The organism is Thiolinea disciformis DSM 14473 (assembly GCF_000371925.1).
Lineage (GTDB): Bacteria > Pseudomonadota > Gammaproteobacteria > Thiotrichales > Thiotrichaceae > Thiolinea > Thiolinea disciformis.
On record NZ_AQVE01000006.1, the window covers coordinates 162,663 to 189,107 of the forward strand.

Annotated in this window: 24 protein-coding genes; 19 read left to right on the top strand and 5 right to left on the bottom strand. The window is 45.1% G+C overall.

Annotated features, from left to right (window positions below; translation table 11 throughout):
- The 12 genes from A3IE_RS0106860 (at window position 1) to A3IE_RS21955 (ending at window position 13,057) form a co-directional block, all read left to right on the top strand.
- Window positions 1–1,029 (top strand): hypothetical protein, encoded by a 1,029-nt coding sequence (locus tag A3IE_RS0106860; RefSeq protein WP_020394865.1) that lies wholly within the window; start codon window positions 1–3, stop codon window positions 1,027–1,029.
- A complete protein-coding gene (gene hypA, locus A3IE_RS0106865) occupies window positions 1,022–1,363 on the top strand; it encodes a hydrogenase maturation nickel metallochaperone HypA (RefSeq protein ID WP_020394866.1) in 342 nt (113 codons plus the stop codon). Before A3IE_RS0106860 ends, hypA begins: the two co-directional genes overlap by 8 nt.
- Window positions 1,363–2,307 (top strand): hydrogenase nickel incorporation protein HypB, encoded by a 945-nt coding sequence (gene hypB / locus A3IE_RS0106870; protein ID WP_020394867.1) that lies wholly within the window; start codon window positions 1,363–1,365, stop codon window positions 2,305–2,307. Before hypA ends, hypB begins: the two co-directional genes overlap by 1 nt.
- Entirely contained in the window at window positions 2,304–3,773 is a 1,470-nt protein-coding gene (locus tag A3IE_RS0106875) for a sigma-54-dependent transcriptional regulator (RefSeq protein ID WP_020394868.1), read from the top strand. The genes hypB and A3IE_RS0106875 overlap by 4 nt, the downstream gene beginning before the upstream one ends.
- A complete protein-coding gene (locus tag A3IE_RS0106880; RefSeq protein ID WP_020394869.1) occupies window positions 3,766–4,761 on the top strand; it encodes a sensor histidine kinase in 996 nt (331 codons plus the stop codon). Before A3IE_RS0106875 ends, A3IE_RS0106880 begins: the two co-directional genes overlap by 8 nt.
- Window positions 4,758–5,777: an NADH-quinone oxidoreductase subunit B family protein gene (locus tag A3IE_RS0106885; RefSeq protein ID WP_026154824.1), complete on the top strand. Its 1,020-nt coding sequence runs from the start codon at window positions 4,758–4,760 to the stop codon at window positions 5,775–5,777. Before A3IE_RS0106880 ends, A3IE_RS0106885 begins: the two co-directional genes overlap by 4 nt.
- Entirely contained in the window at window positions 5,774–7,213 is a 1,440-nt protein-coding gene (locus A3IE_RS0106890; protein WP_020394871.1) for a nickel-dependent hydrogenase large subunit, read from the top strand. Before A3IE_RS0106885 ends, A3IE_RS0106890 begins: the two co-directional genes overlap by 4 nt.
- Window positions 7,213–9,555, top strand: coding sequence for a carbamoyltransferase HypF (hypF, locus tag A3IE_RS0106895; RefSeq protein ID WP_020394872.1), 2,343 nt, complete (start codon window positions 7,213–7,215; stop codon window positions 9,553–9,555). Before A3IE_RS0106890 ends, hypF begins: the two co-directional genes overlap by 1 nt.
- Window positions 9,546–9,830 carry a HypC/HybG/HupF family hydrogenase formation chaperone gene (locus A3IE_RS0106900; RefSeq protein ID WP_020394873.1) on the top strand — a complete coding sequence of 95 codons (285 nt, stop codon included), beginning with the start codon at window positions 9,546–9,548 and terminating at the stop codon, window positions 9,828–9,830. Before hypF ends, A3IE_RS0106900 begins: the two co-directional genes overlap by 10 nt.
- A complete protein-coding gene (gene hypD / locus A3IE_RS0106905) occupies window positions 9,827–10,948 on the top strand; it encodes a hydrogenase formation protein HypD (protein WP_020394874.1) in 1,122 nt (373 codons plus the stop codon). The genes A3IE_RS0106900 and hypD overlap by 4 nt, the downstream gene beginning before the upstream one ends.
- Window positions 10,945–11,982, top strand: a complete 1,038-nt coding sequence (gene hypE / locus A3IE_RS0106910; protein WP_020394875.1) for a hydrogenase expression/formation protein HypE — start codon at window positions 10,945–10,947, stop codon at window positions 11,980–11,982. The genes hypD and hypE overlap by 4 nt, the downstream gene beginning before the upstream one ends.
- Window positions 11,983–12,082: 100 nt before the next feature.
- The gene (locus A3IE_RS21955) at window positions 12,083–13,057 is read left to right on the top strand and encodes a hypothetical protein (protein ID WP_020394876.1); all 975 of its coding nucleotides are present in this window, start codon (window positions 12,083–12,085) and stop codon (window positions 13,055–13,057) included.
- 171 nt (window positions 13,058–13,228) lie between these two features.
- Here A3IE_RS21955 and A3IE_RS21960 read toward each other — a convergent pair whose 3' ends face one another.
- Together A3IE_RS21960 and A3IE_RS0106925 are read right to left on the bottom strand one after the other, a co-directional pair.
- Window positions 13,229–13,774, bottom strand: coding sequence for a hypothetical protein (locus A3IE_RS21960; protein ID WP_020394877.1), 546 nt, complete (start codon window positions 13,772–13,774; stop codon window positions 13,229–13,231).
- Between the two features lie 132 nt (window positions 13,775–13,906).
- Window positions 13,907–14,638 (bottom strand): NUDIX hydrolase, encoded by a 732-nt coding sequence (locus tag A3IE_RS0106925; protein WP_020394878.1) that lies wholly within the window; start codon window positions 14,636–14,638, stop codon window positions 13,907–13,909.
- A 160-nt stretch (window positions 14,639–14,798) separates the two neighbouring features.
- Here A3IE_RS0106925 and A3IE_RS0106930 point away from each other — a divergent pair, with 160 nt between their 5' ends.
- On the top strand, window positions 14,799–15,815 hold the full coding sequence (locus A3IE_RS0106930) for an SPFH domain-containing protein (RefSeq protein WP_020394879.1): 1,017 nt from the start codon (window positions 14,799–14,801) through the stop codon (window positions 15,813–15,815).
- Window positions 15,816–15,817: 2 nt separating this feature from the next.
- Window positions 15,818–16,756 carry a diacylglycerol kinase catalytic domain-containing protein gene (locus tag A3IE_RS0106935; protein ID WP_020394880.1) on the top strand — a complete coding sequence of 313 codons (939 nt, stop codon included), beginning with the start codon at window positions 15,818–15,820 and terminating at the stop codon, window positions 16,754–16,756.
- Window positions 16,757–17,038: 282 nt separating this feature from the next.
- Here A3IE_RS0106935 and A3IE_RS0106940 read toward each other — a convergent pair whose 3' ends face one another.
- Complete coding sequence (locus A3IE_RS0106940; RefSeq protein ID WP_020394881.1) at window positions 17,039–17,581, bottom strand: anti-sigma factor; 543 nt, start codon at window positions 17,579–17,581, stop codon at window positions 17,039–17,041.
- 55 nt (window positions 17,582–17,636) lie between these two features.
- Here A3IE_RS0106940 and ycaO point away from each other — a divergent pair, with 55 nt between their 5' ends.
- The gene (gene ycaO, locus A3IE_RS0106945; RefSeq protein WP_020394882.1) at window positions 17,637–19,358 is read left to right on the top strand and encodes a 30S ribosomal protein S12 methylthiotransferase accessory factor YcaO; all 1,722 of its coding nucleotides are present in this window, start codon (window positions 17,637–17,639) and stop codon (window positions 19,356–19,358) included.
- On the opposite strand, the gene yrfG is transcribed toward ycaO, so the two are convergent.
- Both yrfG and A3IE_RS0106955 read right to left on the bottom strand, forming a co-directional pair.
- Window positions 19,355–20,047 carry a GMP/IMP nucleotidase gene (gene yrfG / locus A3IE_RS0106950; RefSeq protein ID WP_020394883.1) on the bottom strand — a complete coding sequence of 231 codons (693 nt, stop codon included), beginning with the start codon at window positions 20,045–20,047 and terminating at the stop codon, window positions 19,355–19,357. The two genes, ycaO and yrfG, sit on opposite strands and share 4 nt — an antisense overlap.
- Before the next feature lie 76 nt (window positions 20,048–20,123).
- Complete coding sequence (locus tag A3IE_RS0106955) at window positions 20,124–21,515, bottom strand: M23 family metallopeptidase (protein WP_020394884.1); 1,392 nt, start codon at window positions 21,513–21,515, stop codon at window positions 20,124–20,126.
- A 461-nt stretch (window positions 21,516–21,976) separates the two neighbouring features.
- Between A3IE_RS0106955 and A3IE_RS0106960 the strand changes: the two genes are divergently transcribed.
- The 4 genes from A3IE_RS0106960 to A3IE_RS0106975 are packed head-to-tail and all read left to right on the top strand — an operon-like array spanning window position 21,977 to window position 26,445.
- Window positions 21,977–23,959, top strand: coding sequence for a beta-propeller domain-containing protein (locus A3IE_RS0106960; protein WP_020394885.1), 1,983 nt, complete (start codon window positions 21,977–21,979; stop codon window positions 23,957–23,959).
- A gap of 14 nt (window positions 23,960–23,973) precedes the next feature.
- Window positions 23,974–24,525, top strand: a complete 552-nt coding sequence (nudE, locus tag A3IE_RS0106965) for an ADP compounds hydrolase NudE (RefSeq protein ID WP_020394886.1) — start codon at window positions 23,974–23,976, stop codon at window positions 24,523–24,525.
- 13 nt (window positions 24,526–24,538) lie between these two features.
- A complete protein-coding gene (locus A3IE_RS0106970; RefSeq protein WP_020394887.1) occupies window positions 24,539–25,447 on the top strand; it encodes a DUF2279 domain-containing protein in 909 nt (302 codons plus the stop codon).
- A gap of 32 nt (window positions 25,448–25,479) precedes the next feature.
- Window positions 25,480–26,445: a DUF2156 domain-containing protein gene (locus tag A3IE_RS0106975; protein WP_157832847.1), complete on the top strand. Its 966-nt coding sequence runs from the start codon at window positions 25,480–25,482 to the stop codon at window positions 26,443–26,445.

The window sequence follows — 26,445 nt, forward strand, 5'->3', positions numbered from 1 at the left end:
ATGCAAGCAGGTATTGAGGGAGGACTGCATATTGTCATGAATGTTGAGCGTACTGACGTACACATTCGCTCGACACGTCCTTTGCAGGCTATCAATCAACTCTTGCAAGGTAAAACAATGGATCAAGCGTTAGCGCTGATACCGTTGTTGTTTCATGTCTGTGGTACGGCGCATGGTCTAGCAGCGTTGAAGGCAAACGCTGCACTATTCAATAAGCCTATAGACCCAGAACATTATGCTGCTTTGCAGGACTTAGTGGCACTTGAAACAGGGCGTGAGCAGGTACAACGCATTTTGCTTGATTGGAGTGCGTGGCGGGGTTTGAAGCCGGAGCTAAGTGTGATACGTGAAGCGATGCAGTTTCTTACCACCGCTAAACAAACCTGGTTTAAAGCGGGTAACGTTTTTCGTGCGGATAGTGAGCTATTGCAGACTAAAGCGCAGCGTGAGTGGCTCAAGCAGCGATGGCGGCAATACCTAGAGCAGCATATTTTTGCAGTAAGTTTGGAGCGTTTTCAGGCGTTTAATAGGGATGATTTACAGACTTGGATACACCAAGCAGAGACTATCCCAGCTCACGCTTTACGGCGTTTAAAAGAGAAGGATTGGGGAGGTTTGGGTGCTAATTCTTTAGTACCTGAGCTAGAGAACTCGGTGTTAGCACGGCAGGTACAACAGCCTTTAATCCAACAGGTTTTGCGGGAGTTTGGTAATGGTGTGCTGAGTCGTTGGTTGGCACTTTTACTTGAATTAGTAAGGGGTACTACTGAAGTGGATGATCATGCCGTGCCAGCAGCACGTGGTAACTTGCGGCATCAAGTCGCCTTGGATGCAAATCAGTTCATTCAATGCTATTCGATTCTCGCGCCAACCGAGGTGAATTTCGCAAACGATGGTGTGGTAGCAGCGGGTTTAAAAGCTTTATGCCGGAGTAGGCCTTTAGAGGATCTAAAAGACCGCGCGAATCTTTGGATTCAAGCGGTTGACCCTTGTGTCTCTTATACGCTCGAGATTCAAACTCATGCATGAAATGTCCTTAGCGGAAGGGATGCTGCAAGTGTTAGAACAGGCCGCGCAAACCCAACAGTTTAAAAAAGTGAAAACCGTCTGGTTGGAAATCGGTGCCTTAGCCAATGTCGAAGTGCCTGCTTTGGAGTTTGCCTTTGAAGTGGTATCGCGCCACAGCGTTGCCGATCAGGCCAAACTAGAAATTATTCATTTACCCGCGATCGCATGGTGCATGCAATGCGGCAAAAGTGTTGAGATTAAACAGCGTTATGATGCTTGTCCTGATTGTGGCAGTTATCAATTGCAAGTCAGCTCAGGTGATGAAATGCGTATAAAAGAATTGGAGGTGGATTAATGTGTACAGTATGCGGTTGTGGAGCAGGTGAAACGCGCGTTGAAGGGCATGAGCACCACCATCATGATCACCCACACGATCATCACCATCATGGACATGAGCACTCACAGGATCATGCGCACAATCATAGCCATGAGCATCACGAACACTCAATTATTCGTGGCCTAGGCACACAGCACCAACATTATGGACAAGGCCCTGCACGTGCGCATGTGGCGGGTTTAAGTCAGTCGCGTATGGTGCAGATTGAGCAAGATATTTTGGGTAAGAATAATCAATATGCCCAGCAAAATCGGCGTTGGTTTGCAGAACAAGGTGTATTAGCCCTAAATCTGGTCTCTAGTCCAGGATCGGGGAAGACGTCGCTTTTAGTGCGCACCCTCACCGATTTAAAAGAGGAATTTGCCTTAGCTGTAATTGAAGGCGATCAGGAAACCGCGAATGATGCGGATCGGATTCGTGCCACAGGTGTACCAGCTATTCAGATTAATACAGGTAAGGGTTGTCATTTAGATGCTCACATGGTCGGACATGCCTTAGAAAGCTTGAAGCCTGAGCCTACCAGTATCTTATTTATTGAAAATGTGGGGAATTTAGTTTGCCCTGCGGCCTTTGATTTGGGTGAAGCGAATAAGGTAGCGATTTTGTCGGTCACCGAAGGCGAAGACAAACCGATTAAATACCCTGACATGTTCCATGCCGCCAAATTGTTATTACTGAATAAAGTGGATCTACTGCCTTACCTACAATTTGACGTGGCAAAATGTATTGAATACGCACGTCGAGTCAACCCTGATATTCAAGTCTTGCAAGTGTCAGCGACCACAGGACAGGGTATGAATCAGTGGTATCAGTGGCTGCGGATGACGCAGCAAATGCGTTTACTCGGTCATCCGTTGGCGAGTGCTGCGACTCAAACAAGGCCGACAGGAGTGCAGGCATGACCGAGCGTCCAACCATATTAGTGGTGGATGATGAAGTGCGTTCCTTGGAGGCAATGGAACGCATTTTGGCTGAAGATTTTGATATTCATACCGCCCATTCCGCGCAGCAAGCCTTAGATATTTTGGCGCGAGAATGGGTGCAAGTGATAGTCTGTGATCAGCGTATGCCTGATGTAACAGGGGTGAGTTTATTGGCACAAGTACGCGAGCAATACCCTGATGTCGTGCGCATGATTATCTCAGGCTATACCGATTCGGAGGATATTATTCGTTCGATCAATGAGGCGGGCATTTACCAATATATTAGCAAACCTTGGCATCCTAATGAATTGCGTTTAAAGCTACGGAATGCCGTCGAATTATTTGAATTACAAAGACAAAACGAACGCCTAAGTCTGGAATTAAAACTCAAGCCCAGTACCTTAGAGGCAGCGATTCAAAGCAAACGCCAAGCGCTACAACAGCGTTACGATTGGGATATGGGCGTGGTACGCAGTCCCAATAGTTGTATGAATGCGGTTTGCCAAGAGATTTTCCAAGTTGCGCCTTATGATGTGAATGTCGTGCTCACGGGCGAATCAGGGACAGGTAAGGAGTTATTAGCGCGTGCCTTGCATTATAATAGCTTACGTCAAGATCAAGTATTTGTGGCACAAAACTGCGGTGCTTTACCCGACGAATTATTAGAAAGCGAACTGTTTGGACATAAGCGTGGGGCATTTACGGGGGCAGTGGCTGATCGGGTCGGGTTATTTGAGTTGGCGGATAAGGGTACGATCTTTTTAGATGAGATTGGCGATATTTCACCTGTGTTTCAGGTCAAATTATTACGCGTCTTGCAAGAGGGAGAAATTCGCCCGCTGGGTACTAATACCACGCGTAGTATTAATGTGCGGGTGATTGCCGCCACCAATAAGAATTTGGAAGAAGAAGTCAGGCGCGGACGGTTTCGCCAAGATTTATATTATCGTTTAGCCACTTTCTCCATACATCTTCCCCCCTTACGCCAACGCTTAGCTGACGTACCCTTGTTGGCTCATGCTTTATTGCAAGAGGCAATGGTGCAATTAGGCAAAACCGTTAAAGGTTTTACTAAAGAAGCCTTGGTGTGTTTGCAAGGCTATCATTGGCCTGGCAATGTGCGTGAATTACAAAATGAAGTAAAGCGTATGTTGGTATTAGGGCAGGGTGATTATTTGGGGGCAGAATTGATTTCCTCGCATGTCTTGCGTGCCACACCCGAAGAGTTTCGCCAAGACATGCGTTTATTGACGGAAGATGTGCAAGGTACTTTAAAAGATCGCGTCGAACAGTTGGAAGCGCGGATTTTAAAAGAAGTATTAACTCGTCATCGTTGGAATAAGAGTCGTGCAGCGGAGGAATTAGGTTTATCGCGTGTGGGATTGCGTTCCAAGTTGGAGCGCTATGAATTAGAACGCCTAGCCCCCCTGTCCAGCGATGACTGAAACGCTGCTCCAGCAAGCAGGACTGGAACAAGGTTTACCCGATCACTTTGAGGAAAGCGCATGGGTGGAAGTCATCCAACGCATGGATGCGATTTATACCGATTTAGTGCGCTATCAAATTGAATTAGAAGAGAAGAATGCTGAATTAGAACGTGCCTATAGTGAATTAAAACAAGCTCATCAAGCCTTACAAGATAAACAACAACAATTAATCCAATCGGAAAAAATGGCCTCACTCGGACGCCTAGTAGCAGGCGTGGCACACGAATTAAATAACCCCATTAGTTTCGTCTTTGCCAATATGCACGCGTTGCTCGGTTATGAAGAGCGCTTTCGGCGTTATTTGGAGGCTGTACATAGTCATATTGCGTTACCCGAACGTGAAGCCTTACGGCAGAAGCTACGTATTGATCGCATCTTGCAAGACATTCGACCTTTGTTAGCAGGCTCCATGGAGGGTGCGGAGCGGGTGAGTGAGATTGTCAAAAACCTGCGCCAATTCTCCACCCCTGCCAGTCAAAAGCCTGAGTCCTTTGATATTGTCGCGCTTTGCCAACGTACCGTGATGTGGTTGGTGCGCTCTGCCCCTCATAAACCCCAGATTGACTTGGACTGCCCTGAACAATTGGTGATTTATAATTACGAGGGCTATGTCAGTCAGGTCTTAGTCAATCTGATTCAAAATGCGCTGGATGCGATGGATGGCATTGCCAAACCCTTACTCAGTGTTAAATTATGGCAGGAGCAAGACAAACTACATCTGACGGTCAAAGATAATGGTCATGGTATTAAGGATGTGGATTTGCACAAACTGTTTGACCCCTTTTTTACGACAAAGCCTGTGGGCAAGGGCACAGGGTTAGGCTTGTATATTAGTTATGGGCTGATTACCGAACAATGTCGTGGCAGTTTAAGTGCGCATAATTATTATCAAAACGGTGATAATGGCGCGGTGTTTAAATTGTCCTTACCTGTGAATTTAGTATGAAACAGGACACCACTCACAAGACCTTCAATCTTTTATGGCTCCAGTCAGGCGGTTGCGGTGGGTGTTCCATGTCGTTATTGAATGCAGAAAGTCCTGATCTTTACCAAACCCTTGCCCTCGCCAATATAAACCTGTTATGGCATCCCTCGTTAAGTGAGGCATCCAATCAGCAAGTTATTGATTTATTGAATGATATTCTCAATGATCAGATTTGCTTAGATGCCTTATGTTTAGAAGGCTCAGTCATTCATGCGCCCAATAATACAGGGCTGTTACATAAGTTTGCGGGCACGAATCAAGCCATGAAGTACTGGTTGCAAGCCTTGGTGGAGAAAGCGCGTTATGTGATCGCAATAGGTTCATGTGCAGCCTTTGGTGGGATTACTGCCGCAGGCGACAATCCCACCGATGCCACAGGCTTACAATACGATGGCGCGAAACAGGGGGCTTTATTACAGCCTGAATGGCGTTCGCGCGCAGATTTTCCCGTGATTAATATTGCGGGTTGCCCAACACATCCTGCATGGATTACTGATACCTTATTACAACTCGCCTTGGGACAATTTTCTCAAGATTGCTTGGATGAGTTTAACCGTCCCCGTTCCTACACTGATCACTTAGTGCATCACGGTTGCCCGCGTAATGAGTTTTATGAGTATAAGGCCAGTGCAGAACAAGCAGGTGATATGGGTTGCATGATGGAGCATCGCGGCTGTTTAGGAACACAAGCGCGTGCCGATTGTAATACTCGTCTATGGAATGGTTCAGGTTCATGTTTGCGCGGTGGTTATGCCTGCATTAATTGCACTGCCCCCGACTTTGAAAATCCGCCTCATGCTTTTGGTGAAACACCCAAGATTGCCGGTATTCCTATTGGTTTACCAAGCGATATGCCTAAGGCTTGGTTCGTCGCACTGGCTTCACTTTCTAAAGCAGCTACCCCGAAACGGGTGCGCGATAATGCCTTGGCGGATCGCGTGGTGATTGCCCCGCAAGGCAAGGGGCGTAAGGTATGACACGCAAGATATTAGGCCCTTTTAATCGGGTGGAAGGTGATCTTGAAGTTCACTATGAGGCGGAGCAAGGCAGGATTACACAGGCATGGGTAAATTCATCCTTATTTCGTGGTTTTGAACGCATTTTGATCGGTAAAGCGCCTAGTGATGCCTTGGTATATACACCACGCATTTGTGGGATTTGTTCAGTGGCGCAATCCGTGGCAGCAGCACGTGCCTTAGCGGATGCACAAGGGTTAAAGCCTGCACCCAATGGTCAGTTAGCCACCAATTTAATTCTCGCTTGTGAGAATGTGGCGGATCATCTCAGTCATTTTTATCTGTTTTTCATGCCAGATTTCGCGCGTGAAGTGTATCAAACTAAGGCATGGTATCCGGTCATCGCACAACGTTTTAAGGCACAAAGCGGTTCAGCTATGCCGGAAGTCTTAAAAGCGCGCGCGGAATGGCTGCATATCACTAGTTTGCTTGCAGGCAAATGGCCGCATAGCTTGAGCATACAAGCGGGCGGCACGACCAAAACCTTAGAAATGCAGGAATGGCTCAGACTACAATTATTAATTCGTCAATTCCGCTTATTTTTGGAAAAAACCGTATTCGCTGATACGTTGGAAAGCGTGGTATCGCTTTCATCTTATACAGAGCTGAACGCATGGTTGGAGCAGCATCCCTACGGGGATTTTGCTCAGTTTTTACAATTAGCCCACGATCTTAATCTATTTGCATTAGGGCGTGGCTATGACCAGTTCTTAAGTTATGGGGCTTATGCTTACCAGAATCAGTATGCGTTTGCGCAAAGCGTGTGGTGTAAGGGTGAGGTGACAAGCTTAGATACACAAGGGATTAGCGAAGATATTAGTCATGCCTTTATGCAAGGTGTGCAGCGTGTAGCACATCCTCAGCAAGGAGAAACCGTGCCGCATTTAGAGAAGGAAAATGCTTATTCACTGTGTAAAGCACCGCGCCTGTATCAACAGGTGATGGAAACGGGTGCATTAGCGCGCCAACTGATTGATGGACAAGCCTTGATTCATGGCGTAGTAGAGCAGTTTGGTGGCACGGTGGCGACTCGGGTCATTGCGCGCTTAATCGAATTAGCGCGAGTGGTCTTGGCTATGGAACAGTGGTGTCAACAGTTGCAATTAAAGGAGGCCTTTTGCACGCACGGCAAATTACCCAAGCAAGCTGAGGGTGTGGGTTTAGTCGAGGCAGCACGCGGTAGTTTAGGGCATTGGTTACGGATTGATGAAGGGAAAATCTCGCATTATCAAATCATCGCACCCACCACTTGGAATTTTTCACCCCGTGACGAATTAGGGCAGGCGGGGGCATTGGAACAGGCATTGGTCGGAACAGTGGTCGAAGACGAGGGTGCGATTAATGTGCAACACATTGTGCGTTCCTTTGACCCCTGTATGGTGTGTACGGTGCATTAATGGCAGAACGCATTCGCATTAAAGGTTTGGTGCAAGGTGTTGGTTTCCGCCCCACGGTGTGGCGTGTAGCGCAAGCCTGTGGTTTGCGGGGCACGGTATGTAATGATGGTTGGGGCGTATTAATTGAAGCGGAAGGCGATATGGAAGCTTTCCTACAGGCTTTAACTAAACAGTTGCCACCACTTGCACACATAGATGCCATTGAGCGTGAAGCATTAAGTCACACCTTAAATGCGAACAGTTTTGAGATTATCCATAGCCAACAATCTGCTGCCCACACACATATTGTGCCTGATGCTGCAACCTGCCTTGACTGTTTAGCCGAAATCAATGACCCACATAATCGGCGCTATCGCTATGCCTTTACCAACTGCACCCACTGTGGGCCGCGACTGAGTATTGTCACGGGCATTCCTTATGATCGTGCGCAGACTACGATGCAAGTGTTCAGCCTCTGTGACGCTTGTCATGCTGAATACGATAATCCTCAGGATCGACGTTTTCACGCGCAACCCAATGCCTGTGCAGACTGTGGCTGTGAGTTGTGGTTAGAACAACAAGGTGAAATCGTCGCACGCAATTTTACGGCACTTCAAGCCGCCGCTCAGGCTTTACAACAAGGTAAGATCATTGCCATTAAAGGTATAGGTGGGATTCATTTGGCTGTGGATGCTAGCAATGCCGAAGCAGTCGCTTTATTGCGCGAACGTAAGCATCGCCCTGCTAAACCACTGGCCTTAATGGCTAAGACTATTGAACAGATTCAACAGTATTGTTTTGTCAGTGAACAAGAATTGCAAGCCTTACAAAGCAGTGCTGCACCGATTGTCGTCCTAGAAAAACGTATTGATGGCAACCTCCCAGAAAATTTAGCACCCCAGCAACATCACTTGGGTTTCATGCTGCCCTATACGCCCTTGCATCATTTGCTCATGGCAGAATTAGAGCATCCTATCGTGCTCACCTCGGGGAATCGTTCGGGTAATCCACAATGCATTCATAATGCACAAAGTCGCAGTGATTTAGCCGAGATTGCTGATCTACAACTGTTACATAATCGTGAAATAGCCAATCGGGTGGATGATTCGGTGGTGCGTTGGATGGCAGAAGAGGTGCGTGTGTTACGCCGCGCTAGAGGCTATGCACCTGCACCGCTTAAGTTATCCCATGAATTTACAGCCGCACCAGAATTATTAGCCTTGGGTACAGAGCTGAAAAATTCCTTTGCTTTATTGCGGGAAGGTGAAGTGATTTTGTCGCAGCACATCGGTGATTTGGATAATTACGCGACCTATCGAGATTTCCAACATCAATTAGCCTTATATCAGCACCTCTATCAAACCCAGCCACAAGCCGTGGTAATCGATGCACATCCCCATTACAAAGCCAGTCATTGGGGGCGCGAATGGGCGGAGCAACACGCTTTACAACGGTTTGAAGTACAGCATCATCACGCACATTTAGCCGCTTGTTTGGCGGAGAATCAATACCCACTTTCAGGTAAAAAGGTATTGGGTATTATCTTGGATGGTACAGGTTATGGAACAGATGGAACGCTGTGGGGTGGGGAGTTCTTACTAGGTAATTATCTGACATTTGAACGCCTGACACATTTTGCCACTGTGCCTTTATTGGGTGGCACACAAGCAATCTTGCAGCCGTGGCGCATCGCTTATGCTCACTTAAAAGCCTTGGGTTGGGAGGATGTGTGTCAGCAGTATGGTGATTTGGAGATAATTCACTATCTACAGCACAAGCCCTTAGCCACTTTGGATCGTATGCAGGCGCAAGGGGTAAATAGTCCTAGCACTTCCTCCTGCGGGCGTTTATTTGATGCGGTGGCGGCGGTTTTGGGTTTGTGCCGTGAGCAGGTGACGTATGAGGGGCAGGCGGCGATAGCATTAGAGGCTTTGGCGGGAATCAGTTTTAAAGAACCCCTCCCGACCTCCTCTTCTCAGGGAAAGAATACTAAGCTTCTTACGTCCTCCCTTAACAAGGGGAGCGTTGGGGTGGGGTTATCTATGTTGTGGTTTGCACTGCTGGATGATCTCAAGAATGGTTTAGATAAAGCGCACATTGCCGCTCGTTTCCACCTTAATCTAGTGGATTTATTAGTACAAACCGTTACTGATTTAGCGCAAACGCATAACTTTCAAACCGTCGCCTTATCAGGTGGCGTATTCCAAAATCGTTTTTTATTAGAACAGTTACAAACGCGTTTACAAGCACTGTTTCACGTATTGACGCATCGACTCGTTCCCATGAATGATGGAGGGATAGCCTTGGGGCAGGCGGCGATAGGGGCGGCACGTATTATTCAGGAGCAAACAGCATGTGTTTAGGCATTCCAGCACAGATTATGGCAATTACCGATGCCGAGCGTTGTATGGCAAAGGTCAATGTCGGGGGCGTATTGCGCGAGGTGAATATTGCCTGCATTGTCGATGAGGAACATCCGATTGAGCAATGTGTGGGGGATTGGACACTAGTGCATGTGGGGTTTGCCCTAAGTCGGATTGATGAAGACGAGGCACAACGCACCTTGGAATTATTAGCCGAGTTAGGTGAATTGCAGCAAGAGTTAGATGCTATGGAACGCAGTGGAGCCGCCGCATGAAATTTGTCGATGAGTTTCGCGATAACCAAAAAGCGCAATATTTGCAGCGTGCCATTCATGAATTAGCCGCACAACTTGAGCCAACCCTAAGCCGTCCTTTGCAAATTATGGAGTTCTGCGGCGGGCATACTCACACGATTTTCCGTTATGGCATCGAGCAGATGTTGCCTAAATCGATTGAAATGGTACATGGTCCTGGCTGTCCTGTTTGTGTATTGCCGATGGGGCGAGTGGATGATTGTGTGACCTTGGCGGAGCGTCCTGAAGTGATTTTTACCACCTTTGGTGATGCGATGCGTGTGCCAGGTTCGCGTAAGAGTTTATTGCAAGCCCGTGCCGATGGGGCGGATGTGCGTATGGTCTATTCACCGATGGATGCGTTGACTTTGGCGCGTAAGCATCCTGAGCGTGAGGTAGTGTTCTTTGCCTTAGGCTTTGAAACTACCATGCCTAGTACGGCTTTAACGGTATTACAGGCTGAACGTGAAGGCATTAAAAACTTTTCCTTATTCTGTAATCACATTACCACGGCACCAACGATTAAAGCCGTTTTAGATGAACCTGATCTCATGCTCGATGGTTTCTTAGCACCAGGGCATGTGGCAATGGTCATAGGGTTGCAACCTTTTGAATTTATTGCACGTGATTACCATAAACCGCTGGTGATTACTGGTTTTGAGCCGTTAGATATTCTGCAATCGCTGTGGATGGTATTGAAACAGTTTACCGAAAATCGTTGTGTGGTGGAAAACCAGTATGCACGAGTGGTACAGCCAACAGGTAATCAGGCAGGCTTACAAGCGATTCATAACGTGTTTGAAACGCGTGAGTTTTTTGAATTGCGTGGCTTGGGGTCGATTGATCATTCTGGTGTGAGTATGCGGGCGAACTATACGCCTTATGATGCGGAACGTAAATTTGCTATGCCGAATCTAACAGTGACTGACCCGAAAGATTGTCAATGCGGGGCAGTGATTAAGGGTTTAATCAAACCGTGGGAATGCCAGATTTTTGGCAAAAAATGCAATCCAGAAAATCCGATGGGAGCATTGATGGTGTCGTCCGAAGGGGCGTGTGCGGCTTATTACAATCATGGCTATACAGGAAAGGCAGCATGAGCGATAAATTCACGGGCAAAACCATAACACTCGCGCATGGGGCAGGTGGTAAAGCCATGCGCGATTTGATCGATGCGATTTTTGTGCAAACCTTTGATAATCCTGAATTATCGAGTTTAGAGGATCAGGCGCGTTTTGAATTGGCAGATTTAGCGCAATACGGCAATCGCTTGGCGATGACCACCGATAGTTATGTGGTCGATCCTTTGTTTTTTGCGGGCGGTGATATTGGTAAGTTGGCGGTGACGGGCACGGTGAATGATCTAGCCATGAGTGGCGCAGTCCCGCTATATCTGACTTGTGGCATGATGATCGAGGAAGGTTTCCCGATTGATGATTTGCGTCGTATTGTGCAATCCATGAAAGCTACCGCTGATGCCGCAGGGGTAAAAATCGTCACGGGTGATACCAAAGTTGTCCACAAGGGGGCTGTGGATAAGTTGTTTATCAATACCGCAGGTGTGGGCATTATTCCGCAAGGTATCGAGATCAATAGTCATCGCGCGCAAATTGGGGATGTAGTGATTATTAATGGTTTTGTGGGGGATCATGGTGCTGCGATTGTCGATGCACGCGGTGAATTGGCATTGGAAAGCACAGTAGAAACCGATTGCCAAGCCTTAAATGGTTTGGTGCAGGCCATGCTGGCCACAGGTGCAGATATCCACTGCCTGCGTGATGCAACACGTGGTGGCGTGGCAACGGTTTTGAATGAGTTTGCGCAAAGCAGTGGCGTGGGTATACGTTTAAAGCAGGCTGCGTTACCTGTGCGTGAAGAAGTGCGCGGTATTTGTGAGCTTTTAGGGCTTGATCCTTTGTATTTAGCCAATGAAGGCAAACTAATTGCCATCGTCGCCAAAAGCGATGCCGAACGGGTATTAGCAGCGATGCAGGCGTATTCCGCAGGCAAAGACAGCGTGATTATTGGCGAAGTGTTAGCGCAACCTGTCGGTAAGGTGTTATTGCAGACAGGCTTCGGTGGTGAGCGTTTATTGGATATGTTAGTGGGGGAACAGTTGCCGAGGATTTGTTGACTTACAACTTTAGTGTGTATTTCTTGTGTATAGATTGCTCTAAGCTAAAGCATGGCAGTTCATATGCCTTTATTAACAATCTAAACATAAGGAGATGTTTATGTGGCGTGGTTTATCTTTAGCACTGGGCTTAAGTTTAGCCTCTAATAGTTTTGCTTTCATGGATGATTATTTGCCGCTTGCCAAATCGGCACTACAACCTACTGTCGCCTTGACCGTGCTCAAAGTCGAAGAAAATGCAACCCAGCTAACCCCCGAGATCAAAATCGCTCATCCCAGTGAGCAAATCATGATGCTCAGTGGCGTGGATAAGGCTGGTAAGCCTTGGTCATTTAGTACTGCAAATCCTACTATGTTTACGGCTTATCAAGCCGACCTCGATCAAAATGGTCAGCAAGATATAGTCATTAGTTACCCGACTATGGCGACAGGTTCAGCACCTAGCACCCACTTGATTACTTTGGCTTTTGACGAGACAGGGCGCCCAGTTGTTTCCGAAATTGAAGGTTATTTTGAGGAGAATGATAAGGGTATCGTTGATTTGGTGGATACCAATAAAAACGGTAAAGCTGAGTTGGTGTATATGATGGATAGTGATGGTTATTGGGTGACGAGCTTATACGAATTACAGAATGCGCGTTGGCAGACATTGGCTCAGTCAGGCGACCACCAATACCCTTTATATACGCGCTATACTAAGCAAGCCAATCATAAAAGCACTAAGCCCGATGCGAAACATCATCCCTTTGCTACTGATTTAAGTAATCAGAATGCAGGGTTGACAGGCACATTAAGCACGCTGAAATGGGCGAATATATCCCAATATGAAGATATTACCCTAGACATTCAAAGTGCCAAAGGGAATCACGCTTGTACCCCTTCTACCAGTCTAGGGACTTTCACCATTGTATTAGATAGCCCGCAAGCACGTAAGATTGTGAATCTATCGGCAGGTGAGACAGCGGTAAAAGATATTTTAACCGAGATCCAAACCAAGGCTTATCCCGTGAGTATTTATGGACAGCGCGACGCAGGTAAATGTAATCCTGAATTATTATGGGCGGTTAGCAAGTAACCTTAGGCTTGCAAAAATGACGATTTTTAAAAGTGGAAAGTTGTTATCGTTTGACCTTATTTTAGAGACCAGCAATCAAATTAAAATGTCACAGGATAGGTAAATAACTCCTTGAGACCATCATTATTTAACAGTCATGGCCGATGTGGCACAATTATAAATTCAAGCTTCCTATTTGAATATCGCAAGGAGTTCATTTGAAAACTTCAGAGTGTTTTGTTCACTTTCTTTGAATGCTTTGGAAGTTATAGTGACTTCTTTCTTATTTTCATCAATCCAGCGAATCATTTTGCCTTTATCGAAATAGTAGCGATCTTCGGTAATCTTGGTTTTCTGAGGATCGAATGCTATTCCACCAGCATCTTTAGCGAGTTCTGGTGTGATATAGAAGGGTACGTTGTAGCGATGGTTTTGAGAGAAAGTGAAGATAAGCGACCTGTTCTTATAATAAAATTCCTTATGTAATTTTCCAGACTCTCCATAAAGCTCAACCTTAATGAGCTGAATATTTTTATTGCTATCCTTATAGGCAGTTGCGTTGCCACCCTCCGCTGAATAGCCGGATAAGTCGGTTTTTGTCTTATTTAATAAGGGCAGTTTTTTTCGAATAGTGTTGTATTCCTGTCGGATTTGAGAAATTACCGATTCGTCAGCTGCTAAAGCACCCGAGCCTGCAAGGAGCAATAAAACTATAGTGAGGAAGATTCGTGCTTTCATGATACCTCAAACACTTAATATCCGATTGTAAGACCTAGCCATATCAGTTGGAGCCACGCACCCATGGGCTCATTTTAACAGCATGATTCAAAACCAAAAAATCAGAATCACTTTTGCTAGTATAACTGTCCCTCACTCCTCCAAATTCCGCACAAACGTATACCCCCCCGCGCCTTCTTTCATCCGATACAACACCGCAGGTCGGCCGCTGCCATCGGAACGTTTTTCGCCGGTATCTATTAACAATTCTGCCTCTTCAATCCGGCGGCGGAAGGATTTTTTTTGCAAAGGTTTGCCTAATAAGACTTCGTGTAGCTGTTGTAATTCGGGCAGGGTAAATTTTTCTGGTAAAGCATAAGCGGGCACAATGGAATAAAGTGCTTTTTGGCGTAAGCGTTCGCGTGCAAATTCTATAATCTGTTGGTGATCAAAAGCTAAAGTCAGCTTATTTAATTGATCTAAGGGTTGCCATTGAACATCACTCACGCTTTCAATGTGGCTGGCGCATTCTTGATAAGCCATTAAAGCCGTATAAGCGACGGTCACAGCCCAACCGCGTTTATCACGTTGATTCGAGCCAAAGGTATAAAGCTGCTCTAAATAGGGTGGAATAATGCCAGTTTTTTCTTGCAGCTTGCGGCGTGCAGTATCTTCTAAACTTATATCCGTATCTATTTGCACAAAGCCACCAGGCAAACCCCATAAGCCACGTTCTGGATATGCTGAGCGTTCCACTAATAGCACCTTAAGTTGGGCTTGGTGATAAGTAAATAACACTGGATCGACAGTCAGCAAGGGTGCATCAAACTCACGGCGGTTATAGTTTGCTAAAAAACTAGCTTCATCGGCGTATTGGGTCATCATTTTGGCAATGTTAAAACGAATAACAGCACCTTAATACGCTTGGTCGGCTATTTCAATCTTTTTATGGTCTTTAAGACACTTAATGGTTGACAGCTTAAGGTCTTTAAGACACTATTAAAAGTATAAAGTAACTAAAAGACACTAATAAGGAGCAAGGCCAATGTTCGGAATTCGTTATTACAAAGCAGATGCTTCCACTTATGCGATTAAAACCAATAATGGCAAGGTGCAGCAGCATGGGCGGGGTTTGAGCTTTTTCTATAATGCGGTCAGCACATCCATTGCCGCAGTACCGATGAATGTGAAAGAAGCACCTTTCATTTTCTATCTACAAACCAAAGATTTCCAAGCACTTACTGTGCAGGGACAGATTAGCTATCAAATTACCGATGCTATGAAAATCGGGCAGATGCTGAATTTTACCCTCGCTAAAGATGGTGTCAGTTATGTGTCTGAAGACCCCTTGCATTTATCAGATCGGGTTTTGCGGATAGTGCAATCTGCGATTCAAGGTCAAGTTCAGAGCACAGAATTACGTCAAGCCTTAACCATTAGCCAAGATTTGTCGCAGTTTGTGCGTGAGCAAGCGCGGAGTGATGCAAGCCTACAGGCGTTAGGGATTGAATTATTAGAGGTCACGATTACTGCGATTGAGCCAACGCCGGAAACGTCGCGTGCCTTGGAGGCAGAAGCCCGTGAGCTGATTTTAAAAGAAGCCGATGATGCGATTTATGCACGGCGTAAATCAGCTGTTGAGCAAGAACGGATGATTCGCGAGGCTGAGTTAAATACCACGTTGGTCGTGCAACAAAAAGAGCAAGAAATTGAAGAATCACGTATTGAAAATGAACGGACTTTATTGCGTGCTAAAGCCGCGACCGAGCAGGAACGTATTCAAGCGCAGATTGCTGAAGAGGATCAGCGTAAAGCATTGGTGAGTATTCAATTTGAGAATCGGCAAAAAGAAGCAGATGCCGAGGCTTATGCGACGGCTGCACGTATGAATGCGTTCAAGCAATTGCCTGTGGAGCACTTGAAGGCAATCGCCTTAGCGCAGATGCAACCTGAGCAATTAATGGCATTGGCTTTTGAAGGCTTGGCTCAGAATGCCAATAAGATTGGTGAGTTAACCATTACGCCTGATTTATTTAGTCAATTGCTGAAGAAGAGAGCGTGAGTATGAACAGCTTTTTAAGTAAAGCGGGTCAGCAACGTTTTATTTTGGTAACACGCAAAACCCGTTTACAAGAATTAACGGAACGCTTTAATACACGTAGGCAAGCCTGTTTTTATTTAGAACATAATCAGCTAGATACGCAAACCTATCTAAGCGAGCATGATACCTATCAGCAATGTTTAAAAGAAGCTGAGCAGATTTTAAAACCATTAGGACGCTTTCAATTATTGGAGCGTTCCTTTTTGCCCAATTATCAATTTGGCGCAACGGATATTGTGATTGTGATTGGACAGGATGGTTTAGTTGCCAATACTTTGAAGTATTTGCAGGGTCAGCCGGTGATTGCGATTAATCCCGATCCGAAACAGATTGATGGCAAGTTATTACCTTTTGAAATTGGCGATTTAAGACGCGCCTTAGAGCGAACCATTGCAGGCTCTAGTGCAAGCAAAACGATTACCTTTGCTGAAGCCAGCACGAATGATGGGCAGCGTTTATTAGCAGTGAATGATTTATTTATTGGTCCGAAAACCCATACATCGGCGCGTTATAGTTTACAGTGGGATAAACAGCACGAGGTGCAATTATCTTCAGGGATTATTGTGTCTACGGGGTTTGGCTCAACTGGCTGGTTTCAGTCTATTTTAGCCGGTGCGATGGGTATTACTCAGCAAAAGAAACATGAATTAAGTAAAGGTTTTGCTTGGGATGCGCCGCGTTTGCAATTCACTGTCCGTGAACCGTTTCCCAGTAAAACCACGGGCGTCAACTTAGTATTCGGTAGTATTACGAGTGAGACACCCTTACGTTTGGAATCGCAGATGCCAGAAAATGGTGTGATCTTCTCTGATGGCTTGGAGGCGGATTATCTTGGGTTTAATTCCGGTACGGTGGTAACGGTTGGCGTCGCTAAAACAAGCGGTAGTTTAGTCTGCAAGTAAAACAGACAGTTGTGAAATAACAGTGTTTCCACTAGCTCCCCCGCTTGTAATGTTTTGATCTAATGCTGACTGACACTTTGAAAAAGGCTAAAATTCCCTAAATCGAGATGCTTATGAGCAACCAATACCATCTACACGCTTTCGAAGAGTAAGCGTGTGGCGCTGGTTACTGGTTAGGGTTACAACATAGCCGACGCGGTGGAGTCCTTGGTATTCGAGCCAAGCAGGTGAATGACTGGCACTCGTAGGAACTGCCTATCTCACAATGGCAAGCAACCTTGCTTAAGGTTGCACCATCAGCAAAATTGTCGGTTCGCCAACTCCATTAGCTGCCTCTTGCGTCAGGACAAATTTATACGGGTCAGCAACCGTTTCATCCGCGCTAATGACAGCGAATAATTCCTGACGTGCTGAGCCTTTACTTAAACTTGCCCCCAACACGGGATTATTAGCAGGGCGGCGCGAATCATAAATCCATACTTTATAAAGCTGGTCTTTGGCAGGATCGGGGAGATTAACAAAACGCATCACACCGCGTTGTTGTTCGGTATTCCACACTAAATCGCCTTGCACATCTTGAAGAGCAGGATTAAGCGTGCGCAACCAGTTACCGCCGATGCTTTTCGGGTCTTTGAGAAGTTGTTGATAAGTATCGTTTAAATTATTCGTAGCAACCGTACTTGCAGGCGCAACGACAGGCGTTATCTTGTGGTAAGCTAGCCAGCCGAAGGCAGCGAGTGTTAGCGCTAATCCTAAAACGAACCAAGCTTTGCGTGGGCATTGCGGCTTGTCATGTGGGCAAAAATCTTTGCTAATTGAGAACATAGTTTACATTATCCTAGTTATTCGCTTCCTCCCCCACCACCAAGGAACCTATTGAATGACCGAAAGTTTTATCCCCGGCAAGGACGCATCGCTGGAATCGTCGATTGCTAACTTGCAAAAAAAATTAGCTGCATTGGGCTTTAATATCGTTGAACGTTCGTGGCTCAATCCAATTGCCAATGTGTGGTCGGTACACATCGCCGACCGTGATTGCCCTTTATTATTCACCAATGGCAAAGGTGGCTCAGAAAAGGCTTGCCTCGCTAGCGCCTTAGGTGAATTTTTTGAACGTTTATCCACCAACTATTTCTGGGCGGATTATTATCTGGGTGCTGACATTGCCAACGGCCCGTTCGTGCATTACCCTGCTGAGCGTTGGTTTCCCGCCAGCGATAAGAAAGCGCTTGCCAAAGAAGCTTTAAGTACCGAATTGCGCACATTTTACGACCCCGAAAAAAGCATGAGCGCCGCCGATTGGGTCGATATTAACTCAGGCAATGCCGAACGGGGTGTTTGCACACTGCCTTATGTGCGCCAACGGGATGGCAAAACGGTCTATTTCCCTGTCAATCTGATTGGCAACTTATACGTCAGTAATGGTATGTCAGCCGGTAATACTGCGACTGAAGCGCGTACCCAAGCATTATCCGAGATTTTCGAGCGCCATATCAAATTCCGCATTATTGCTGAAGGTATCTGTCTGCCCGATGTACCTGAGCAGGTTTTAGCGCGCTATCCTAAGATTATATCAGGAATCAACGAGTTGCGTGACTCTGGTTTTGGCATTCAAATAAAAGATGCGTCCTTAGGGGGGCGTTATCCAGTAATGTGTGTCACGCTATTAAACCCCAATGATCAAGGTGTTTATGCCAGTTTTGGCGCACACCCACGTTTTGAGGTGGCCTTAGAGCGTGCCTTAACCGAATTATTGCAAGGCCGTGCCTTAGATAAATTAGCTGGTTTCCCCGAACCAAGTGTTGATTTGGAAGAAGTTGCTGAGCCGCATAATTTGGAAACGCATTTTATTGACTCTAGCGGCCCGATTCATTGGAATTTCTTGCGTAGTACACCGGATTATGCATTTGTGGATTGGAATGCCGCTGGCACAACATCTGAGGAATTTAATTGGCTCTGTGAACGTATTCATGAAGAGGATTGCGATATCTATATCATGGACTATGAGCATTTAGGCGTGTATGCCTGCCGTATTCTCGTACCGGGTATGTCTGAGATTTACTTACCAGAGGATTTACAGTGGGATAATAATAATGTCGGTAATTGGGTGCGTGAGCCAATCCTAAATCTTCTGGATTTAGACGATGAAGAGTATGCCGATTTATTAGAAAGTTTAAACGAATTAGGCTTAGACGACGCTCAGCCGATTGCTGCTTTAATTGGTTTAGCGCCCGATGCCGATAGTATTTGGGCCGATTTGCGCGTGGGCGAATTAAAGGGCTTATTGGCGATGAAATTAGGTGCAGAGGAGCAGATTTTAGAATCTTGCCAGTGGATGCGCTTATTTGAACAAGGCAATGCGGAGCGCAATAAAGTTTATCGTTGCGTCGAAGCTTTATTAAATCTAGATAATCCGAGCGACTACAAACTGAGTTTGGATGAGCTTTATGGTTCACGCGTGTTAAGTGTGGCACACCAATTATTATCCGGCAATTTAAGCGCCATTGGTTTGGATTCACCCACTTTAACGTTAGAAGGCTGCAAGCTGCATCAAAGTTTATTAGCGGCGTATCGCAAAGTGCATCCTGAATTAGCCGCTTAGTACATTAATTGCGTGTAACAGCTTATCGCCGTAAATTCAGCCGTATCTTTCGGTGGGAGCTTGGAGTCAGGCTCCCGAATGGCTAGTAAATGTGCAATGCCATAGGCTTGCGCATTACGGAGCACCTGCAAATTATCATCAATAAAGAGGCTGCGATTTTTATCAAATGCCTCCATTATTTCTAGTTTAGGCCAAAAGTCTTGATGTTCTTTCGCTAGACCCAATTGGTGGGAACTAATAATCCGATCAAAATAAGCTGCAAGATTGATATATTTAAATTTCACATCGATACTTTTTTGATGCGCATTGGTTAGTAGCACTAGGCGTTTATTTTGCTGTTTTAGGTGCGTCAAAAATGCTTCAACATGAGCGCGTATGGCAATACGATCTGCAATTTCATGTTTAAGTGGTACTAAATCCACCTGTAATAGATCATGCCAATAATCCAAGCAATACCAGTTCAAAGTGCCTTCGATTTCTGAGCAATGATCGTCAATCCAACGTTTGGCAGCATCCGGTGATACGTTTTTATGCTCAGCAACCCGTTTGGGTAAATGCTCTAGCCAGAAATGATTATCAAAATGTAAATCTAATAGAGTGCCATCCATATCGAAGAAAATCGTTTGAATCTGTGAGCAATCCAGCGGAATAGGCGGATGGGACTTAGTGATATAGGATGCTTGTGACATAGTGATGATAGGGTTTAGATAGAGATGGTATTAAACCACCTCTATCCGTTTTAGAGCAATATTGCTTATCTTGGTTTTAGTTAGTACAAGTAGCCAAGATGTTTTTACCCTCAATAACGCCTGCTTCAGTTTGAATCGCTACCGTATAAAAGCCCATCGCATCGGCTTTAAGCGTGCAAGGAAGGCTAGTGCATTTGGCGGCGTAGCTAGTATTGCTGGCATTCCATAATTTAACAGAGACTTGTGCCGCACGCGTGCTGCTTGGTTTGCGATAGTCGACTAACTGTAATGAGGAGCAAGTACTCGTGGCCTGCCATTGGAAGTTTGATGTGCTTTTGCTAGAACTGCTAATCGCAACATCTTTATTAAAGCCGTGAGCATTTTGGGCAATGGCGCTAATAATAGAACCGGTTCCTGCCCATTGACTACCATCCGCTAACACAATGGCTTGTGGTGTTGCGCTTTGGCGATTGGCCTCCTGAAAGCTTGCCCCTTGAACTTGGCAGCTTGCTTCCAAACTTGCGTTGTTAGCAAGGGCTTGTTGGCTCACAATGCTGATCAATGACCAAGGAATCATATCATCCGCTTTGGCGATACTAACGACTTGATTAGCCGCTAAGGAAACGGTAAACGCAGATTTAAAGTTTTGGGCACTCCACGCTTTAGTTTGAATGCTTAAATTGACGGCTTCAGTGGCTTTTAGATTGATGTGTGAACACGTCTGGGCATTATAAATCCACTGAAAAGCTGCCATAGAAAGGTTTTTGCTAGAAGCCTGCAACACCGCCACATCACGGTTGCAGCCTAAGCATTCCGAGCTAGCGTCCACCAAAGAACCCGAGCCATTGAACAGCGGTCGATAAGTAATGGGAGCGGCTTTGTTTTTGGTATTTTTTAGAAACTCAATCGGATCGGTAATACTGCCATAAATACTTCCCCAGACAGGGACTAGGTAATCTTGCACATCACTGCTAATCCCAAAGTGCACATGATCCGGATAATTGAATTTTTTCACCACCCCAATTTTTTGACCTTGGGTGATTTTGTCTCCCACTTTTAAACCATCAATCGCACTGACATGGCCATAAATCACTAGAAAATCTTTACCATTGATATCAGTGTGCTTGGCAAAAATATGCGAAAGATCGCCATTAATACCAAAGAAAGTACTATTGGGCAGTTGCGCTACTCTTAAGACTTCGCCATCATCGATCGCATAAACTGGATTGTTCAGAATTGAAATTAAATCGGTTCCACCATGATTAATGCCGAAGTTCGCTTTGTAGGTTGCTGAGTTATAATTAAAATCGGTATTCGACGACAAGGTTCCATCTAAGGGCTTAGCCCAACCATTATCACTAAAAATACTGTCTGGAATCGTATATTGGGCGGCTAATGCGTTGTTGCTAAACAATAATAAAGCTAAGCTTGCGTAGTAAGTTTTTGTTAGAAAAAGATTATTCTTCATGGTATTCGCTCCTACTGCAAACCGGTTTTAATACAAGTACAATCACTGCTTTGTACTTGCTCGCCTCGAGCACAAGTGACGGCGGATACATTACACTGATTATTCGTGTCCGAATCGTCACTGCTCCCACAACCACTGATTAACAAGGTTAGTGTAAGTAGGATTAGGCGATAGAGCGACGACCGATGAAGCTGTTTGGGAAATATAAGCCTATTATACATAACTGCCTCTTTGTTGATGTGAAATAAAGGTTGGATTAAATTAGTGGTTTGGTTTTTGAAGTATGCTATAAAAGGTAAGAAAAAAATATTATAAATAGGCTTTTTTGAAAAACATCTCATCTTATGTGAAATTTAAGAGAGTTATCTAAATTCATAGCTTGCTAGGAGTGATAATTTATCTAAGATAAGCTGTTTTGAAATATAAAAATAACCGTATAGGAGTAAAAAATCGTGTCTAGCATGATGCAATCTGTGGCTATATGTACTGTGGCGAGCTTTTTGGTGATGGGCTGTGGGGATAATAAAGAGTCGGCAACTCAGCCTAGTTTTAGTTCAGCCAAATTGAAAAGAAGCGATTCAGACTTTGTTCTCCTGAATCGACTGCGCAGTACCTTATTAAAACAATATGGCACAGCTTCTGAAACACATTATTATCCAACTGCATCTCCCTCAGATACTGCCAGTACAGCGATTAATGCGACTTCGAGCACTAATACGCAGGAGCGAGGTGTTGATGAAGAAGATCGTTTGAAAACTGATGGACAGTATTTATATGCCAGTTCGGTAGATAAACCGTCGTTGCTAGTCTTTAAGCCTGATGGGGCTACTGCACCACCCGTGGCTAGCTTGGACTTAGTGACACGCAACAATACTTTATTAAGCGGTTTATATCTGCATAACAAAACGGTGATTGCGCTAGCGAAGGATCGTTTTTACGGTTGGGGAAGTTGGCTAACGCCAGCCATGGATATGATGTTTATGCCCGTTAATACTCAGCCAAGTAGCCAATTGTTTTTTATTGATATTAGCCAGCCAGAATCGCCTAAAGCCTTGAATAGCTTAAGTATTGATGGGCAGCTAATCAGTAGTCGTTTAGTAGGCTCCATGCTGTATGTGAGTCTCCGTTATACACCTAACTTGAAATCGCTAATACCTTATCCAACGACAGAAGCACAAGCGGCAGCTAATCGGAGTCTTATTAACAATGCTTCGCTAAAGGATCTCATGCCGAATTACACACTCGGGCAGAATACCGCCGAATTATTTAGTGAACAGCAGTCTTGCTTGCAAACGCAGTATTCGAAAGATTCCAGTTCTAATACTATTATTTCTCTATTAGCGATCGATGTGAGTTCAACCAATCCAACTCCTAAGGGCTTATGCTTTATAGGGGATGCTGAAACTTTATATGCTTCCCCCAGTGCCATTTATTTAGCAACCACACAGTATAACTATACAGCGACCGCTAATGCGCTGGTGGCTTATAGCGGTACCGTGCAAACGGATATTCATAAGTTTGCCTTAAAAGAGGGAGCCATTAGCTATAAAGCTTCGGGTCGTATCGACGGCCATTTGGGCTGGTATCAAGACTTAAAACCCTTTCGTTTAAGTGAGCACAATGATGTATTGAGAGTGATTAGTTTCACCGGCGATCAGGCTTCTAACACGGCTTCTACCGCTAAGTTATATACCTTAAAAGAAAATGCTAGTACACAAAACTTAGATATAGTAGGCACGTTACCGAATAGTTCCAATCCACAAAGTTTAGGAAAAATTGGCGAGCAAATTTATGCAACGCGCTTTGTGGGTGATCGCGCTTATTTAGTAACTTATCGCTTAACCGATCCACTCTATATTCTTGATCTGTCGAATCCTGCTAATCCAACCATGCTGAGCGAATTGGAGATTGAGGGTTATTCCGATTATTTACATCCTGTCGGTGACCATTATTTATTAGGTATCGGCAAAGATGCTGTGGTGACAGAAACTGGCAGTGGTGATAGTGGAAGGAGTGCGTTTTATCAGGGTGTGAAATTATCTTTAATTGATATTAGCAATCCCGCTCAGCCATTTGAGAAGGATAAAATTATTTTAGGTAAGCGGGGGTCGAATACCGCCGTTTCCCAAACCCATCATGCTTTTACCAGTTTACAAACGGGTAATACCTTGCGCGTTGCCTTGCCGATTAGTTTGCATGATACAGCGGCGCCCAATGAACAAAATACCCCTGAATCAATGCGCTATTACAATTGGACCCGCGATGAATTGGTGCGATTCAGTATTGATACAGCGCAGGGTAGCTTAACGCAGCTTCCAGCTGTAATCGGCGAGACGGCAGGCAGTACTACCTATTCTAGCGCGTGGGGCGAGGATCGTTCGATTATGATGGGGGGCTATCTACATTATCTGCATCAGGACAAGGTGATAAGTACGGCTTGGTGAGCTAAAATGAAGGTATGAACACACTACCTATCATCCATCGCGCTAAGATTGTTGCTAGCAGCCGCCTATTTCAGGTGGAAGAAGTTTATTTGGAGTTCAGTAATGGCGAGCAGCGCGTTTATGAGCGGCTCGTCAGCCGAGGACATGGTGCGGTGTTAGTCGTGCCGATGTTAGATGCTGACACTGTATTACTGATTCGCGAGTATTGCGCAGGGACAGGACGCTATGAGCTAGCCTTGCCTAAAGGTAAGGTAGAACAGGGCGAGGATATGATTGCTGCGGCCAATCGCGAAATTATGGAAGAGGTTGGTTATGGGGCACACGATATTCGCCTATTGAAAAGTGTTAGTTTATCGCCCGGTTATATGAGTCATCACACTAATTTGCTGGTAGCGCGTGATTTATATCCGGCGCGCAGTGAAGGTGATGAGCCAGAGCCAATCGAGGTAGTACCGTGGAAGTTAAGTGCTTTGGATCAACTGCTGGCGAGTGAAGAATGCACCGAAGGTCGTAGTTTGCTTGCATTGTTTATGGTGCGCGATCAAAACAGGGCATTTGATTCTTAATAGTAGGTATATTATGAAGTTAGCTGTATTACTAGGCGTTTCTCTGCTTTTAAGCAGCGGCGTCTATGCAGAAGCTAAACCTAAGCAAGCGCCCAAGCCTTTTTCCCAATACACCATACAACCTACTTTAACTACTGTAGATGCGGCTAAAGCATTGAAGTGGGAGCTAGGTACTATTTTTGCTGGTATTAATTATCTAGGCTTCAAGACATGGGATTGGGGTAGCAATCATTCTTTTAAGGTGGTTAATGAGGGTTGGTTTGGTACGGATACAGGGAGTGCAGGCGCTGATAAATTAGGGCATCTGTATAGCTCTTATGTAATTAATGAAGTGCTGACTAAACGCTTGATCGAGAAAACAGGCAATATTCATGACTCCGCTAAACAAAGCGCCTTGTTTTCAGCAGGCTTAATGTTTTGGGTTGAGTTGTTTGATGGTTATTCGCTTGATCATGGATTTTCAAAAGAAGATTTATTTATGAATAGCACAGGCATCGGTATTTCTTATCTGAAAAATACGGTGCAGGGCTTGGATGATAAGCTTGATCTACGTGTAGAGTATCATCCTACTAAGACACATAGTGATCATCCGATTATTGACTACTCAGGGTATACCTATTCAAGCGTCTTGAAATTGGGTGGATTTGAAAGACTCAAAACAACACCCTTGAAATATGTAGAGTTGAACCTAAGCTACCATACGGAAGGCTTCAAGAAAGATGAAGAGAAAGTGTATCCTGAGAAGAAAACAGAATTACAAGTCGGAATCGGTTTGGATTTAAGCAATGTGCTCTTTAAGCCTGCTAAAAAATATACACAACACAAAGCTTTTGACTATGTCGATACCTTTTTCCGTTATTACCAAATGCCCGGAACCTACCTATCAACAGTCGTTGATGAGCGCAAAGTTCCTTATCATTAAAATCCATTCCTTATAATTTTGTGAATCCACATTTGTCAAACTTAATGCCCTACCTGCGCCAATATGGGCGTAATTGCCTGAGTTATTCGGTATTGCAAGCAGGGATGCAATATCACCTCGAAGAGAATATTGGTTTTGTTGCTTATTATCCCTTCCGCCATTGGTTATTGGCACCTAGGGGGCGTGATATTGTGCTCAGTGATCCAGTCTGTGCGCTGGATCAAGCGGAAGGCTTATTGCAGCGATTTATCGCCAAACACCCTCGCTCGATTGTGTTGCAATGCTCGGCGCCGATTGGCAAGGTGTTAGAAAAGCTTGGTTACGACGTGAATCACATGGGGCAGGATTGCGAATTGCCTATACCCTTTCCGTTGGAGGGTAAAGATCGTTCCAAATTGCGTCAGTGGCGTAATAAATGCGTACGTGAAAACGTGCTGATTGAAGAAAAACCCTTATCGCAACTTGCTGCGGCTGAGATCGACTCGCTTTCTAAAGAGTGGATGCAAGAAAAGGGTGGCAAAGAATTAATTTTATTAACACGTCCCTTTGTACGTGACGATGAGCCAGACACGCGTTGTTTTTGGGCAAGGCAAAACGGCAAATTAGTCGGCTTGGCCATTTTTGATCCGATATATGAAAATAATAGGATCATTGGCTATTACCACAATTTTGATCGCCTGACGGTTAATGCGCCGAATGGTACGAGTGTTTCGCTTATTTTAGAGGCCATTAAAACCTTTGAGAAAGAGGGGGTGCGTAAAGTTTCTTTAGGGTTAATGCCATTGTATGTATTGCGCGCACACTTCACGCACAATGAATTCACCATGAAAGCCTTGCGTTACGCTTACAAAAACTTAAATTTCCTTTATCCCTTTCAGGGTAATATTTCGCACAAAAGGAAGTTCCACGGTAGGCATATCCCCGTCTATTTTTCTTCCACCAAGGGTAATAATTTGTGGGAATTATTCGTCCTGATGAAGGCTATGCGGATGATTTGA

What these genes read in the sequence shown, in the direction of transcription:
- A3IE_RS0106875 (WP_020394868.1), top strand. Translation starts at nt 2,304, where the DNA reads ATGACCGAGCGTCCAACCATATTAGTGGTGGATGATGAAGTGCGTTCC.
- A3IE_RS0106880 (WP_020394869.1), top strand. Translation starts at nt 3,766, where the DNA reads ATGACTGAAACGCTGCTCCAGCAAGCAGGACTGGAACAAGGTTTACCC.
- A3IE_RS0106860 (WP_020394865.1), top strand. Translation starts at nt 1, where the DNA reads ATGCAAGCAGGTATTGAGGGAGGACTGCATATTGTCATGAATGTTGAG.
- A3IE_RS0106940 (WP_020394881.1), bottom strand. Translation starts at nt 17,581, where the DNA reads ATGTTCTCAATTAGCAAAGATTTTTGCCCACATGACAAGCCGCAATGC.
- A3IE_RS0106955 (WP_020394884.1), bottom strand. Translation starts at nt 21,515, where the DNA reads ATGAAGAATAATCTTTTTCTAACAAAAACTTACTACGCAAGCTTAGCT.
- hypB (WP_020394867.1), top strand. Translation starts at nt 1,363, where the DNA reads ATGTGTACAGTATGCGGTTGTGGAGCAGGTGAAACGCGCGTTGAAGGG.
- yrfG (WP_020394883.1), bottom strand. Translation starts at nt 20,047, where the DNA reads ATGTCACAAGCATCCTATATCACTAAGTCCCATCCGCCTATTCCGCTG.
- A3IE_RS0106885 (WP_026154824.1), top strand. Translation starts at nt 4,758, where the DNA reads ATGAAACAGGACACCACTCACAAGACCTTCAATCTTTTATGGCTCCAG.
- A3IE_RS0106890 (WP_020394871.1), top strand. Translation starts at nt 5,774, where the DNA reads ATGACACGCAAGATATTAGGCCCTTTTAATCGGGTGGAAGGTGATCTT.
- A3IE_RS21955 (WP_020394876.1), top strand. Translation starts at nt 12,083, where the DNA reads ATGTGGCGTGGTTTATCTTTAGCACTGGGCTTAAGTTTAGCCTCTAAT.
- hypD (WP_020394874.1), top strand. Translation starts at nt 9,827, where the DNA reads ATGAAATTTGTCGATGAGTTTCGCGATAACCAAAAAGCGCAATATTTG.
- A3IE_RS21960 (WP_020394877.1), bottom strand. Translation starts at nt 13,774, where the DNA reads ATGAAAGCACGAATCTTCCTCACTATAGTTTTATTGCTCCTTGCAGGC.
- ycaO (WP_020394882.1), top strand. Translation starts at nt 17,637, where the DNA reads ATGACCGAAAGTTTTATCCCCGGCAAGGACGCATCGCTGGAATCGTCG.
- hypA (WP_020394866.1), top strand. Translation starts at nt 1,022, where the DNA reads ATGCATGAAATGTCCTTAGCGGAAGGGATGCTGCAAGTGTTAGAACAG.
- A3IE_RS0106900 (WP_020394873.1), top strand. Translation starts at nt 9,546, where the DNA reads ATGTGTTTAGGCATTCCAGCACAGATTATGGCAATTACCGATGCCGAG.
- A3IE_RS0106970 (WP_020394887.1), top strand. Translation starts at nt 24,539, where the DNA reads ATGAAGTTAGCTGTATTACTAGGCGTTTCTCTGCTTTTAAGCAGCGGC.
- nudE (WP_020394886.1), top strand. Translation starts at nt 23,974, where the DNA reads ATGAACACACTACCTATCATCCATCGCGCTAAGATTGTTGCTAGCAGC.
- hypF (WP_020394872.1), top strand. Translation starts at nt 7,213, where the DNA reads ATGGCAGAACGCATTCGCATTAAAGGTTTGGTGCAAGGTGTTGGTTTC.
- A3IE_RS0106960 (WP_020394885.1), top strand. Translation starts at nt 21,977, where the DNA reads ATGATGCAATCTGTGGCTATATGTACTGTGGCGAGCTTTTTGGTGATG.
- A3IE_RS0106930 (WP_020394879.1), top strand. Translation starts at nt 14,799, where the DNA reads ATGTTCGGAATTCGTTATTACAAAGCAGATGCTTCCACTTATGCGATT.
- A3IE_RS0106935 (WP_020394880.1), top strand. Translation starts at nt 15,818, where the DNA reads ATGAACAGCTTTTTAAGTAAAGCGGGTCAGCAACGTTTTATTTTGGTA.
- hypE (WP_020394875.1), top strand. Translation starts at nt 10,945, where the DNA reads ATGAGCGATAAATTCACGGGCAAAACCATAACACTCGCGCATGGGGCA.
- A3IE_RS0106925 (WP_020394878.1), bottom strand. Translation starts at nt 14,638, where the DNA reads ATGATGACCCAATACGCCGATGAAGCTAGTTTTTTAGCAAACTATAAC.